The sequence below is a fragment of the Mycolicibacterium sp. P4_G11 genome, assembly GCF_056555145.1.
Genome location: NZ_JBFUJW010000002.1, coordinates 262,896 through 275,432, shown reverse-complemented (window position 1 = coordinate 275,432; position 12,537 = coordinate 262,896). Strand labels below are relative to the sequence as shown.

Annotated in this window: 15 protein-coding genes; 8 read left to right on the top strand and 7 right to left on the bottom strand. The window is 68.6% G+C overall.

Translation table 11 applies throughout. From position 1 onward, the window contains the following. Positions 1-9: 9 nt before the first annotated feature. Complete coding sequence (gene bagB, locus AC1U2B_RS05145) at positions 10-1,149, bottom strand: ATPase BagB (protein WP_480215927.1); 1,140 nt, start codon at positions 1,147-1,149, stop codon at positions 10-12. After that, a complete protein-coding gene (gene bagA / locus AC1U2B_RS05140) occupies positions 1,146-2,186 on the bottom strand; it encodes an ATPase BagA (RefSeq protein ID WP_043397254.1) in 1,041 nt (346 codons plus the stop codon). The genes bagB and bagA overlap by 4 nt, the downstream gene beginning before the upstream one ends. Before the next feature lie 48 nt (positions 2,187-2,234). Here bagA and sp36 point away from each other — a divergent pair, with 48 nt between their 5' ends. Genes sp36 through AC1U2B_RS05125 form a run of 3 tightly spaced genes read left to right on the top strand, consistent with a single transcriptional unit; the run spans position 2,235 to position 3,655 of the window. Next, positions 2,235-2,396 carry a Sp36 family protein gene (gene sp36 / locus AC1U2B_RS05135; protein ID WP_090562576.1) on the top strand — a complete coding sequence of 54 codons (162 nt, stop codon included), beginning with the start codon at positions 2,235-2,237 and terminating at the stop codon, positions 2,394-2,396. Further along, the gene (locus tag AC1U2B_RS05130) at positions 2,393-2,848 is read left to right on the top strand and encodes a RidA family protein (protein WP_480215926.1); all 456 of its coding nucleotides are present in this window, start codon (positions 2,393-2,395) and stop codon (positions 2,846-2,848) included. The genes sp36 and AC1U2B_RS05130 overlap by 4 nt, the downstream gene beginning before the upstream one ends. 33 nt (positions 2,849-2,881) lie before the next feature. Beyond that, complete coding sequence (locus tag AC1U2B_RS05125; protein WP_480215925.1) at positions 2,882-3,655, top strand: MBL fold metallo-hydrolase; 774 nt, start codon at positions 2,882-2,884, stop codon at positions 3,653-3,655. A gap of 58 nt (positions 3,656-3,713) precedes the next feature. Here the strand turns inward: AC1U2B_RS05125 and crp are convergent, their stop codons facing one another. Both crp and AC1U2B_RS05115 read right to left on the bottom strand, forming a co-directional pair. Next, complete coding sequence (gene crp / locus AC1U2B_RS05120; protein WP_020100982.1) at positions 3,714-4,388, bottom strand: cAMP-activated global transcriptional regulator CRP; 675 nt, start codon at positions 4,386-4,388, stop codon at positions 3,714-3,716. A 103-nt stretch (positions 4,389-4,491) separates the two neighbouring features. After that, positions 4,492-4,803, bottom strand: coding sequence for a hypothetical protein (locus AC1U2B_RS05115; RefSeq protein ID WP_131630696.1), 312 nt, complete (start codon positions 4,801-4,803; stop codon positions 4,492-4,494). Between the two features lie 60 nt (positions 4,804-4,863). On the opposite strand from AC1U2B_RS05115, the gene nth reads away from it, so the two are divergent. The 4 genes from nth to marP are packed head-to-tail and all read left to right on the top strand — an operon-like array spanning position 4,864 to position 8,304. Then, on the top strand, positions 4,864-5,694 hold the full coding sequence (gene nth / locus AC1U2B_RS05110; RefSeq protein ID WP_413784702.1) for an endonuclease III: 831 nt from the start codon (positions 4,864-4,866) through the stop codon (positions 5,692-5,694). Further along, positions 5,691-6,353, top strand: a complete 663-nt coding sequence (locus AC1U2B_RS05105; protein WP_480215924.1) for a TlpA family protein disulfide reductase — start codon at positions 5,691-5,693, stop codon at positions 6,351-6,353. Before nth ends, AC1U2B_RS05105 begins: the two co-directional genes overlap by 4 nt. Continuing rightward, complete coding sequence (locus AC1U2B_RS05100) at positions 6,350-7,114, top strand: NUDIX hydrolase (protein ID WP_260935889.1); 765 nt, start codon at positions 6,350-6,352, stop codon at positions 7,112-7,114. The genes AC1U2B_RS05105 and AC1U2B_RS05100 overlap by 4 nt, the downstream gene beginning before the upstream one ends. Then, positions 7,111-8,304, top strand: coding sequence for an acid resistance serine protease MarP (gene marP, locus AC1U2B_RS05095; RefSeq protein ID WP_043397273.1), 1,194 nt, complete (start codon positions 7,111-7,113; stop codon positions 8,302-8,304). Before AC1U2B_RS05100 ends, marP begins: the two co-directional genes overlap by 4 nt. Here marP and AC1U2B_RS05090 read toward each other — a convergent pair. Together AC1U2B_RS05090 and AC1U2B_RS05085 are read right to left on the bottom strand one after the other, a co-directional pair. Next, the gene (locus AC1U2B_RS05090) at positions 8,293-9,243 is read right to left on the bottom strand and encodes an alpha/beta fold hydrolase (RefSeq protein ID WP_480215923.1); all 951 of its coding nucleotides are present in this window, start codon (positions 9,241-9,243) and stop codon (positions 8,293-8,295) included. The two genes, marP and AC1U2B_RS05090, sit on opposite strands and share 12 nt — an antisense overlap. Then, the gene (locus tag AC1U2B_RS05085; protein WP_043397457.1) at positions 9,243-9,752 is read right to left on the bottom strand and encodes a phage holin family protein; all 510 of its coding nucleotides are present in this window, start codon (positions 9,750-9,752) and stop codon (positions 9,243-9,245) included. Before AC1U2B_RS05085 ends, AC1U2B_RS05090 begins: the two co-directional genes overlap by 1 nt. Positions 9,753-9,869: 117 nt before the next feature. Here AC1U2B_RS05085 and AC1U2B_RS05080 point away from each other — a divergent pair, with 117 nt between their 5' ends. Next, a complete protein-coding gene (locus AC1U2B_RS05080) occupies positions 9,870-10,532 on the top strand; it encodes a S1 family peptidase (protein WP_480216070.1) in 663 nt (220 codons plus the stop codon). Positions 10,533-10,587: 55 nt separating this feature from the next. Here the strand turns inward: AC1U2B_RS05080 and acs are convergent, their stop codons facing one another. Then, positions 10,588-12,534, bottom strand: coding sequence for an acetate--CoA ligase (acs, locus tag AC1U2B_RS05075; RefSeq protein ID WP_480215922.1), 1,947 nt, complete (start codon positions 12,532-12,534; stop codon positions 10,588-10,590). Between the last annotated feature and the right edge of the window lie 3 nt (positions 12,535-12,537).

Genomic DNA, 12,537 nt, shown 5'->3' with positions numbered 1-12,537 from the left:
CGCCAGCGCTCAGGCTTTGACGATGTCGCCGGTGATCTGATCGGCGATGGCTCGCAACGCCTCCAGGTCCGATACCTCGAACGGCAGTGACGGCACGCCCACCAACGCCACGTGCGGGTTGGCCCCGGTGAACCGCGACAGCAGCCGCACCTCACGCTTGGAGATGACGGTGCGGTTCGCGTGGATCCGCAGCGTCGCCGCGGCCACGCCGTCGCCGTCGGTACCGGACTTCTCCAGCTTGGCCGCAGCCTCGTCGGCCGCGTCCGCGGTCAGTTCTTCACACAGCATCGGGTGGGTGCGGTTGAGGATCAGGCCGGCCAGCGGCATCTGCTCCTGAGACAGCCGGTCGACGAAGAACGACGCCTCGCGCAGCGCGTCGGGCTCGGCGGCCGAGACCACGACGAACCGCGTGCCGGGGCGCTTGAGGAGTTCGTAGGTGCGGTCGGCCTTCTCGCGGAACCCGCCGAACGTGGCGTCCAGGGACTGGACGAAACTGGCCGCGTCGGAGAGCATCTGCGAACCCAGCACGGTGGACAGCGCCTTCATCGCCAGGCCCATGGCCCCGGTGACGAGGCGGCCGATGCCGCGGCCCGGTCCCAGCAGCAGTTTCCACAGGCGGCTGTCCATGAAGTTGCCCAGCCGCTTCGGCGCGTCCAGGAAGTCCAGCGCATTGCGCGACGGCGGCGTGTCGACGACGACCAGATCCCATTTGTCCTCGGCCAGCAGCTGGCCGAGCTTCTCCATCGCCATGTACTCCTGCGTGCCCGAGAGCGACGTGGCGACGGTTTGGTAGAACTGGTTCTCCAAAATCGAGTCGGCTCGATCCTCGCCGGAGTACTGCACCACCATCTCGTCGAAGGTGCGGCGCATGTCCAGCATCATCGCGTAGAGCTCACCCGGTACCTCGGGAGCCAGCGGCACCCGCTGTGGGGTGTTGCCCAGGTCCTTGATGCCGAGGGCCTGCGCCAGGCGCTTGGCCGGATCGATGGTCAGCACCACGACGGTGCGGCCGTACTCGGCGGCCCGCAGCGCCATCGCGGCGGCCGTGGTGGTCTTGCCGACGCCGCCGGCGCCGCAGCACACCACGACGCGGTTCGCGGTGTCCGACAGGATCGCGTGCATGTCCAGCTTCAAGGGCTTGCCGCTCATTTGGTGCCAACCCCTTGCTGCTCGAGCGCTTCGGCGAGTTCGTACAGGCTGCCCAGGTCGACCCCGTCGGGGAGGGCGGGCAGTTCGAGGCGGGGCACTTCGAGGGCGTCGAGTTGGTCGGCGCTCTCGGCGCGCGCCATCATGCGCGTCGCGTGCTGGATGGTCTCGGTGAGCAGTCCGGCAAAGTCGCTGTCGGACAACGTGATTCCGGCGTCGGACAGACCGGCGCGCACCGCGTCGGCGTCGACGACGCCCTCGGCTGCCTTCGCCAGATCGTCCGGTGACAGGTACGCCGGGATGTTGCGGTTGACGATGACGCTGCCGATCGGCAACTCGAGTTCGCGGAGCTCCTCTATGGCTTCCAGGGTCTCCTGCACGGGCAGCGCCTCCAGCAGCGTGACGAGGTGGATGGCGGTGAGCTCCGAGTGCAGCAGCTTCACCACGCCGTCGGCCTGCGAATGGACCGGGCCGCCCTTGGCCAGGTCCGAGACGGCCTTGGTGACGTCGAGGAAGCGGGAGATGCGGCCTGTCGGCGGGGCGTCGACCACGACGGCGTCGTAGGGTCGCTGTCCCTTGAGTTCCTTGGCGGTCTTGCCGTTGCGGACCACGACCTCCTTGATCTTGCCGGTGAGCAGGACGTCACGCAGGCCGGGAGCGATCGTGGTGGCGAACTCGACGGCGCCGATGCGCTTCATGGCGCGGCCGGCGATGCCGAGGTTGTAGAACATGTCCAGGTATTCCAGGAACGCGGCCTCGGTGTCGATGGCCAGCGCGTTGACCAGCCCGCCGCCCTCGGCGGTGGCGATCTTCTGTTCCCCGTACGGCAGCGGTGGCACGTCGAAGAGCTGGGCGATGCCCTGACGTCCCTCGACCTCGACCAGCAAAACGCTGCGGCCGCGGGCGGCCAGCGCCAGTGCCAGCGCCGCGGCGACCGTCGTCTTGCCGGTACCGCCCTTGCCGGTGACGAAATGGAGGCGCGCTTGGTCCAGGCGCGCGGGCCAACCGGTATGGGTTTGGCCCGTGGATTCGGAGGTCACCCCAGCATGTTAACCATGCGGTACCCCTCGGCCGATAAGCTCGGCGACATGAGCGAACCGACCCGGTGGGAGTACGCCACCGTCCCGTTGCTGATCCACGCCACCAAGCAGATCCTCGACCAGTGGGGCCAGGACGGGTGGGAGCTGGTTTCGGTACTGGCCAACCCGAGCGGTGAGCAGCACGTCGCGTACCTGAAGCGGCCCAAGTGAGCGTCTCGGACCGGTTGGCCGAACTCGGCATCGAGCTGCCGGAAGTTGTTGCGCCACTTGCCGCTTACGTTCCCGCGGTCCGGACCGGGAACCTCGTCTACACCTCCGGCCAGCTGCCCATGCAGGGCGGCAAGCTGCCCGCCGAGGGCAAGGTCGGCGCTGAGGTCACCGCGGACGACGGCAAGGCGCTGGCCCGGATCTGCGGCCTCAACGCGCTGGCCGCCGTGCACGCGCTGGTCGGCATCGACTCGGTGGTGCGGATCGTCAAGGTTGTCGGATTCGTCGCCTCGGCGCCTGGCTTCAACGGCCAGCCCGCGGTGATCAACGGGGCATCCGAATTGCTGGGCGAGGTGTTCGGCCCGGCCGGCGCGCACGCCCGGTCGGCGGTCGGCGTCTCCGAATTGCCGTTGAATGCTCCCGTTGAGGTGGAGCTCATCGTGGAGATCGCGTAAGCGATCGACCATCGGGAGGGCGGTTGTGTCGATATGAATCATCCCGCGTATGGCGTGCTGCGGCCGGTAACGGAGTCGGCCTCGGTGCTGCTGTGCGACAACCCGGGGATCATGACGCTCGACGGCACCAACACCTGGGTGCTGCGCGGGCCGGGTAGCGACGAGATGGTCGTCGTCGACCCGGGGCCCGACGACGATGCGCACCTGGAGCGGATCGCGGCGCTGGGCAAGATTCCGCTGGTGCTGATCAGTCACAAACACGAGGACCACACCGGCGGCATCGACAAGCTGGTCGGCCTGACCGGAGCAGTGGTGCGGTCGGTGGGCAGCGGGTTTCTGCGGGGCCTGGGCGGACCGCTCACCGACGGCGAGGTGATCGATGCGGCGGGTCTGCGGATCAAGGTCATGGCGACACCCGGGCACACCGCGGATTCGCTGTCGTTCCTCGTCGACGATGCCGTGCTGACCGCTGACACCGTCCTGGGCCGCGGCACCACCGTCATCGACAACGAGGACGGCAGCCTGCGCGACTACCTGGAATCGCTGCGGCGGCTGCAGGGGCTCGGCGGGCGGACAGTCCTGCCCGGCCACGGTCCGGACCTCGCCGACCTCGCCGAGGTGACGGCCATGTACCTCGCGCACCGCGAGGAACGACTGGATCAGGTGCGCGGCGCCTTGCGGGTGCTCGGGGACGAGGCGTCGGCGCGGCAGGTCGTCGAACACGTCTACACCGACGTCGACCAGAAGCTGTGGGACGCCGCCGAGAAATCGGTGCAGGCCCAGCTGGATTACCTGCGGACTGCTTAGGACGACCAAACAGAGATGCCCCCGACACGCGGTGCGTGCGGGGGCATCTGCGTCAGAACTAGCGAGCCCGGCGCGCCAGACGCTCCGAGTCGGAGATCAGCACGCTCTTGCCCTCGAGCCGGATCCAGCCGCGGTGCGCGAAGTCGGCGAGCGCCTTGTTCACGGTTTCGCGGGAGGCGCCGACGAGCTGGGCGATCTCTTCCTGGGTCAGGTCGTGGGTGACGCGCAGCGCGCCGCCCTCCTGCGTGCCGAACCGCTGGGCCAGCTGCAGCAGCTGCTTGGCCACACGACCGGGCACGTCGGTGAAGATCAGGTCGGCGAGGTTGTTGTTGGTGCGGCGCAGCCGGCGGGCGAGCACGCGCAGCAGCTGCTCGGCGATCTCCGGGCGGTCCGCGATCCACGCCCGCAGCGCCTCGCGGTCCATCGAGACCGCGCGCACCTCGGTGATGGTGATGGCGCTCGACGTCCGGGGACCCGGATCGAAGATCGACAGCTCACCGAACATGTCCGACGGACCCATGATGGTCAGCAGGTTCTCGCGGCCGTCCGGTGACCGGCGGCCGATCTTCACCTTGCCGGAGATGATGATGTAGAGGCGGTCGCCCGGCTCGCCCTCGGCGAACACGGTGTGTCCGCGGGGGAAGTCGACCGGTTGCAGCTGTTTGGTCAGTGCGGATACCGCGGTGGGCTCGACACCCTGGAAGATTCCGGCCCTCGCCAGGATCTCGTCCACGTTGCTCCCTAAGGCTGGTGAGTGATAAAAAACGCGCGCAAGCTAGCCAGTGAACTGGTTAACAAAGTCAGTCTAGTGGTAAGCCGTTTCGCAACCAGCCACGCTACACACGATTCGCCTGGCGAGTCTCGCGAAATTGCGGATTGCTCGCATAGTGGGCGTAGGTGCGGCTGGGTAGTTCGGGTTCACCGAAGGCTCCGAGCGGGTTGTCCCGCGTCGGCGACGGGGCCGCCAGCGCGCGAGGTTCCTCGAATCGGGGTGCCGATCGGTGCGGCAATGTGTCCGCGGCTGCGGCCTGCTGTGACCACGCGGTTTTCACCTTGTCGACGAACGCTTTGACGTCGGCTGCGGTGTACGTCTCCTTGGACGTATCGAGCATGGCTTCGAGGCGGCTCAACCCGAAGGTTGCCAACATCAGCAACCCGGGAATGCACACAACCAGCAACCAGGACACACGCAGAAGTAAACACGCCGAATGTCTCAGGGTGATCACGAAACGACGCCGGTCAAAGTATCCTTACCGACTTCTCTCAGTACGCTTACCGGCGTGCCTGCGCGACGATCCACCGCAAAATACGACCGCGAAACCCACCTGGGTCTGGTGCGTCGCGCTCGGAGAATGAATCGTGAACTCGCGCAAGCGTTCCCGCACGTCTACTGCGAGCTGGATTTCACCAATCCGCTGGAGCTCGCGGTGGCCACCATCCTGTCGGCGCAGTGCACGGATAAGAGGGTGAACCTCACGACGCCGGCGCTGTTCGCCAAATACCCGACCGCGCTGGACTATGCGCAGGCCCACCGGACCGAGCTCGAGGAGCTGATCCGGCCCACCGGTTTCTACCGCAACAAGGCCAACTCGATCATCGGGCTGGGTCAGGAACTGGTGGCCCGCTTCGACGGCGAGGTGCCGGACACCCTCGACGAACTCGTCACGCTGCCCGGGGTGGGCCGCAAGACCGCCAACGTCATCCTGGGCAACGCCTTCGACATCCCGGGCATCACGGTCGACACCCACTTCGGCCGGCTGGTGCGGCGCTGGCGCTGGACCGCCGAAGAGGACCCGGTCAAGGTGGAATTCGCGGTCGGTGAATTGATCCCGCGCAAGGAGTGGACCCTGCTGTCGCACCGCGTGATCTTCCACGGACGCCGGGTCTGCCACGCCCGCACGCCGGCGTGCGGCGTGTGCGTGCTGGCCCGCGACTGCCCGTCCTACGGCATCGGGCCGACGGACCTCGCGGCCGCCGCGGCCCTGGTGAAGGGACCCGAGACCGAGCATCTGCTGGCGCTGGCCGGGATCACCGAGTGAGTCGGTCCGCCCGCTGGACCGTCGTCGTGCTGGCGGTGTTCGTCGTTCTCGGTGTGGCGCTGTGGCGTCAACTCGGCGACGACCGGACCGCATCCGGGCCGTCGGGCCAGCAGAGCAATCAGCTGAACGGGACCCGGGCCCATCGCGACGCCGACACCCCGGCGGCACTGGCCGGACCGCGCGCCAAGGCGGCGCTGCCGCCGTGTCCCGCGCCGCAGACCGGGCCCGGACCACAGGCCCTGCAGGGCATCACCGTCGACTGCGCGGGTGACGGTGCGCCGGTCGACGTCGCGAAGGCCGTCGCCGGGCGCGCGGTGGTGCTGAACCTGTGGGCCTACTGGTGCGGTCCCTGCGCCGACGAACTGCCCGCGCTGGCCGAGTATCAGCGCCGCATGGGCACCAAGGTGACGGTGCTGACGGTTCATCAGGACGAGAACGAGACCGCCGGCCTGCTGCGGCTGGCCGACCTCGGCGTCAAGCTGCCGATGCTGCAGGACGGCCGCCGCCTCATCGCGGCCGCACTGCGCGTGCCCAACGTGATGCCTGCGACCGTGCTGCTGCGCCCGGACGGTAGCGTTGCGCAGGTCCTGCCCCGGCCGTTCACCAGTGCCGACGAGATCGCCGCGGCGGTGAACCCACAGTTAGGAGTGTCGGGGTGAACGTGCTGAACCCACAGGCCGCCCCGGCCTGGCTGCGGCCACTCGTCGACAACGCACCGGACCTGCCGCAGGCCTACCGCCGCCGGGTGCCGGCGACGGTGCTGGCGGCCATCACCGCAGCTGGTGCCACCGCGACACTGACCGGCAACAAGCGCGACGCCGCCGTCCTGGTGCTGTTCTCCGGGGCGCCGGACGCCCCGGCCGGTGCGCTGCCGCCCGACGCCGACCTGCTGGTCACCGTGCGCGCCTCGACGCTGCGGCACCATGCCGGGCAGGCCGCGTTCCCGGGCGGTGCGTCCGATCCGGGGGACGACGGTCCCGTCGGGACCGCATTGCGCGAGGCCACCGAGGAAACCGGTATCGACACGTCTCGGCTGCACGTGCTGGCGACGCTGGACCGAATGTTCATCCCGCCCTCGGGTTTTCACGTTGTCCCGGTGCTCGCGTACTCGCCTGATCCCGGTCCGGTCCTCGCCGTCGACCCGGCGGAGACCGCGATCGTGGCGCGGGTTCCGGTGCGCGCCTTCGTCAATCCGGAGAACCGGTTGATGGTGTACCGCAAGGAGAACACCCGGCGGTTCGCCGGTCCGGCATTTCTGCTCAACCAGATGCTGGTGTGGGGCTTCACCGCTCAGGTGATCTCGGCGATCCTGGACGTGGCGGGCTGGGCACAGCCGTGGAACGCCGACCGGGACTACGAACTCGAGGCGGCAATGGCGCTGCTGGGGGACTCCAACGGCTACCGTGTGGATCAACCATGACACCTTCACAATGGCTGGATCTGGCCGTTCTGTCCGTCGCCTTCGTCGCCGCCGTCTCGGGCTGGCGGTCCGGGGCGCTGGGCTCGCTGCTGTCTTTTCTCGGTGTGGTGCTCGGCGCGGTGGCCGGCGTGCTGCTTGCGCCCCACGTGGTGGCGCACGTGGACGGCGCCCGCAGCAAGCTCTTCATCGCGCTGTTCCTGATCCTGGGTCTGGTCGTGGTCGGCGAGATCGCCGGTGTGGTGCTGGGCCGCGCCGTCCGTGGCGCCATGCGCAACGAGGTGGTGCGCGGTCTCGACTCGGTCGTGGGCATGGCCCTGCAACTGGTCGCGGTGCTGGTCGCCGCCTGGCTGCTGGCCACGCCGCTGACGTCGTCCGACCAGCCGAATCTGGCTGCGGCGGTGAACGGCTCGCGGGTGCTCTCGGAGGTCAACGACCTCGCGCCGGCGTGGCTGAAGCGCGTGCCCACCCGGCTCTCGGCGCTGCTGAACACCTCCGGCCTGCCGTCGGTGCTGCAACCGTTCGGCCGCACCCCCATCGTCAGCGTCTCGGCTCCCGATCCCGCGCTCGTGGGCGATCCGGCGGTGGCCGCGGCCAAGGGCAGCGTCGTGAAGATCCGCGGCGTCGCGCAGAGCTGCCAGAAAGTGCTCGAGGGCACCGGCTTCGTCGTCGCGCCCGGCCGGGTGATGTCCAACGCCCACGTGGTGGCCGGCTCCAACAGCGTCACCGTCCAGGTCGACGACAAGAGCTACGACGCCAAGGTCGTCTCCTACGACCCCGAGGCCGATATCTCGATTCTCGACGCACCCGACCTGCCCGCGCCGCCGCTGAAGTTCGACATGCAGGAGGCCGCGACCGGGACCGGCGCGGTGGTGATGGGCTACCCGGGCGGCGGCGAGTTTGCCGCGACCCCGGCCCGCATCCGCGAGGTCATCAAACTCAACGGGCCGGACATCTACCACTCCACGACCGTCACGCGTGAGGTCTACACCATCAGAGGCAATGTCCGCCAAGGCAATTCGGGTGGCCCGCTGATCGACGGCAGTGGCAAGGTGCTCGGTGTCGTGTTCGGCGCCGCGGTCGACGACGCGGATACCGGCTTCGTCCTCACCGCCGACGAGGTGGCCAAGCAGATGGCCAAGGTCGACAACTCCGAAGCGGTGCCGACCGGAAAGTGCATCTCAGCCGGGTAGCTGGTGCAGGAACGTCGACAGCTCCGAGGTGACGGTCGACGGCTGCTCTTCGTGCGCGAAATGGCCTGCGCCGGTGACGGATACGAAGCGGGTCTGCGGGGCGTAGCGCTGGGTCCGGCGGACCGGATCATCGAGCACGTAGGGATCCGCGGTGCCGTGCAGGTGCAGGATCGGTACCGGGGTGCGCTGTTTCATCGCCCGCATGAAGCGCCGGCCCTCGCCGCGGACCTGACTGCGCGCCGCCCAGCGCTGGTACTCCAGCGCGGAGTGCGCCGCCGAGGGGATCTGAATCGCGGTGCGCAGGTGCGCGGCGGTCTGGGCGAAATCCTCCGACGCCGGCCAGGCAGCGCCGGCGCGGCTGCGGACCAGCTGCTCGACGGCGGCGCCGCCCCGGCGGGTGAGGACATGTTCGGGCCACCACGGCACCTGGTTGCGCAGCATCGCGGGCAACAGGGCCGCGCGCTGGTCTCGATCGGTCAGCGTCGACGAGCGCAGCGCCACCGGATGCGGTGAACTGATCAGCGCGATACCCCGCACTGATCGCGGATGCAGCATCGCGGTGGCCCAGCAGACCAGGCCGCCGTCGGCGTGCCCCACCAACACGGCGGAACTGTGCCCCAGAGCGCGCACCAGGCCGGCGGTGTCCCCGGCCAGCGTCCAGCCGTCGTAGCCGGTCGGCGGTTTGTCGCTGCCGCCGTAGCCGCGCAGGTCCACCGCGACCACCCGGGCGCCGCGCAGGTCGCGCAGCTGATGCCGCCACGAGTACCAGAACGAGGCGAATCCGTGCAGCAGGATCACCAGCGGGCGCTCGCCGGCCGAACCGGTCTGGCTTGAGCCCGGGTCTGCCTCCACGACGTGGAAGCGAATCCCGTTCGCGTGCACCTGAAGGTGTCGCCACGGACCGTCGATCCGGACGACCGACGGATCAGGTGGCGGCACTACCAGCCTGAGGTGTCGCTAGAAGCCGAGCGGGCGGTGATCTGACTCGAGGGCTTGTCGTGGCCAGGCGTCAGCGCCACCTTGGCCTCCTTGACCGTCGCGATGGTGTCCCGCGGGCCGCGGATCTTGCGGACCTTCAGGAACCCGACGAACGCCAGCGCACCCGTCGTCAGCACCATGAGCGCGAAGACGATCAGGTACGACGCCCAGCTCGGCAGCCACAGCTCCAGCAGCGAACCGAGGAAGAAGAAGAAAAAGAACGTCGAGTAGAACAGCACCACGAGTGCGGCGATGAACAGGACGCTGCCGGTCAGGCCCTTCTTCACATCGGCGGTGATCTCGGCGCGCGCCAGTTCGACCTCGGCCCGCACCAGCGTCGACATCTGCGCGGTGGCTTCCTTGACCAGATCGCCGATCGACGGATCAGCCTTGGGTGCATGCGGATCCACCAGCGGGATCGAGGTCACCGTGGCTGGAACTGCGCCATTCTTGCGATCGCCATTGCTCACGAACACGTCCTCCCGGCGTCGGTGTAGTCCTGGCATATGTTGCCACGTAGGGCGCCGGTTAACGATCCGGGCCAGCGATACACTGCCCCGATGCGTTCGGCACCCGTGCTTGCTTCGATGTTTGGGATGGCCATTGCCCTGTTCGGTACGTCGGTCGGGGTGCCTGCCCACGCGGACGCACCGGTCCCGTTGGGCGGTGGGTCCGGCATCGTCGTGGACGGCGACACCTTCTGCACCCTGACCACGATCGGGCATGACAACCGCGGCAAGCTGGTCGGCTTCACGTCGGCGCACTGCGGCGGTCCCGGCCACCTGGTGTCGGCCGAGGGCGCGGAGAACCGCGGCACGCTCGGCGTCATGGTGGCCGGCAGCCAGCCCCTGGACTACGCCGTCATCGAATTCGACCCGGCCAAGGTGCAGCCCCTCAACAACGTCAACGGATTCCAGATCGACGGCATCGGCCCGGACCCGGCCTTCGGTGAGGTGGCGTGCAAGCTCGGCCGCACCACCGGCTACACCTGCGGCGTCACCTGGGGCCCGGGCCAGGACCCGGGCACCATCGTGGACCAGGTGTGCGGCCAGCCGGGCGACTCGGGTGCGCCGGTCACCGTGAACAACAAGCTGGTCGGCATGATCCACGGGGCCTTCAGCGACGACCTGCCGACGTGCGTCGTCAAGTACGTGCCGCTGCACACCCCGGCCGTGACGGTGTCCATCAACGCGGTGATCGCCGATCTCGACGCCAAGAGCCGGCCGGGAGCGGGTTACCAGCCCGTCTAGCCCATCAATGTGAAACGGCCCCTTCTCGTCGGAGAAGGAGCCGTTTCACGTGGACCTACTTGCTGGCGCGGATGGCCTCGAAGACGCTGGGGTCGACCAGGGTGGAGGTGTCACCGAGGTCGCGGCCTTCGGCGACGTCGCGCAGCAGGCGGCGCATGATCTTGCCGCTGCGGGTCTTCGGCAGCTCGGGGACGATGTGGATTTCCCGCGGCTTGGCGATGGGGGAGATCTCGGTGGAGACCTGGGCCCGCAGTTCCTCGACGATGTTCGCCGAGCCGCCGTGTGCTGATTCCTTGAGGATGACGAACGCGCAGATGGCCTGACCGGTGGTGGCGTCGGTGGCGCCGACGACGGCGGCCTCGGCCACGCCGGAGTGTCCGACGAGGGCGGATTCGACCTCGGCGGTGGAGATGCGGTGGCCGGAGATGTTCATGACGTCGTCGATGCGGCCCAGGACCCAGATGTTGCCGTCGGCGTCGTAGCGGGCGCCGTCACCGGCGAAGTACCAGCCCTGCTCGGCGAAGCGGGACCAGTAGGTGTCCTTGAAGCGTTCGTCGTCGCCCCAGATGCCGCGCAGCATCGATGGCCACGGCTTGTCGAGCACCAGGTAGCCGGTGACGTGTTCTTCCTCGTCGGCGCCGGGGACGAGTTCGTTGCCGTCGTCGTCGACGATCTTGGCGCTGATGCCGGGCAGCGGGGTCATGGCCGAGCCGGGCTTGGCGGCGGTGACGCCGGGCAGCGGGGAGATCATGATGGCGCCGGTCTCGGTCTGCCACCAGGTGTCGACGATGGGGGTCTTACCGGCACCGATGTGTTCGCGGTACCAGCGCCAGGCTTCGGGGTTGATGGGTTCGCCGACCGAGCCGAGCACCCGCAGGCTCGACAGGTTGTGCGCCTCGGGGATCTGGTGGCCCAGCTTCATGAAGGTGCGGATCAGCGTCGGCGCCGTGTAATAGATGGTGACGCCGTACTTTTCGATGATCTCGAAGTGCCGGTGCTCGTTCGGTGAGGTGGGGGTGCCCTCGTAGACCACCTGCGTCACGCCGTTGGAGAGCGGGCCGTAGACGATGTAGGTGTGCCCGGTGACCCAGCCGATGTCGGCGGTGCACCAGTACACGTCGTCGGTTTTGATGTCGAAGACGTTGTGGTGGCTGTAGGACGCCTGGGTCAGGAAGCCGCCGCTGGTGTGCACGATGCCCTTGGGCTTGCCGGTGGTGCCGGAGGTGTACAGCAGGAACAGCGGCTGTTCGGCGTCGAACGCTTCGGGCGTGTGCTCGGTTGACTGCGCGTCGACGGTCTCGTGCCACCAGACGTCGCGGCCTTCGGTCCAGTCGACGTCGATGCCGGTGCGCTTGACCACCAGGACGTGCTGCACCGACGGCTGGTTCGCGACGGCCTCGTCGACGGCGGACTTGAGCGAGGCGGCCTGGCCGCGCCGGTACTGGCCGTCGGTGGTGATGACGAGTTTGGCTTGGGCGTCTTCGACGCGCGCGGCGAGCGCGGTGGCGGAGAACCCGGCGAACACCACCGAGTGCATGACACCGAGCCGGGCGCAGGCCAGCATCGCGACGATGGCTTCGGGCACCATCGGCATGTAGATGGCGACGCGGTCGCCGGCGCTCAGGCCCAGGGCGGTCAGGGCGTTGGCGGCCTTGCTGACCTCGTCCTTGAGTTGGGCGTAGGTGATGTCGCGGGCGTCCCCGACGGGTTCGCCTTCCCAGTGGATCGCGACGCGGTCGCCGTTGCCGGCCTCGACGTGGCGGTCGACGCAGTTGTAGGCGACGTTGAGCTTGCCGTCGCCGAACCACGTGGCGAACGGCGCGTTGGACCAGTCCAGGACCTCGGTGAACGGGGTCGCCCAGGACAACCGCTCACCCTGGCGGCGCCAGAAATCCAGGCGGTCGGCGTCGGCCTCTTGGTACAGCGCGGCAGTGGCATTGGCCTGCGCGGCGAACTCGGCAGGCGGCGGGTAAGCCTGTGGCACAGCGGTGTCTTGTGTCATGGC

What these genes read in the sequence shown, in the direction of transcription:
- bagB (WP_480215927.1), bottom strand. Translation starts at nt 1,149, where the DNA reads ATGAGCGGCAAGCCCTTGAAGCTGGACATGCACGCGATCCTGTCGGAC.
- sp36 (WP_090562576.1), top strand. Translation starts at nt 2,235, where the DNA reads ATGAGCGAACCGACCCGGTGGGAGTACGCCACCGTCCCGTTGCTGATC.
- AC1U2B_RS05125 (WP_480215925.1), top strand. Translation starts at nt 2,882, where the DNA reads ATGAATCATCCCGCGTATGGCGTGCTGCGGCCGGTAACGGAGTCGGCC.
- AC1U2B_RS05115 (WP_131630696.1), bottom strand. Translation starts at nt 4,803, where the DNA reads ATGTTGGCAACCTTCGGGTTGAGCCGCCTCGAAGCCATGCTCGATACG.
- nth (WP_413784702.1), top strand. Translation starts at nt 4,864, where the DNA reads ATGTCTCAGGGTGATCACGAAACGACGCCGGTCAAAGTATCCTTACCG.
- marP (WP_043397273.1), top strand. Translation starts at nt 7,111, where the DNA reads ATGACACCTTCACAATGGCTGGATCTGGCCGTTCTGTCCGTCGCCTTC.
- AC1U2B_RS05080 (WP_480216070.1), top strand. Translation starts at nt 9,870, where the DNA reads ATGTTTGGGATGGCCATTGCCCTGTTCGGTACGTCGGTCGGGGTGCCT.
- acs (WP_480215922.1), bottom strand. Translation starts at nt 12,534, where the DNA reads ATGACACAAGACACCGCTGTGCCACAGGCTTACCCGCCGCCTGCCGAG.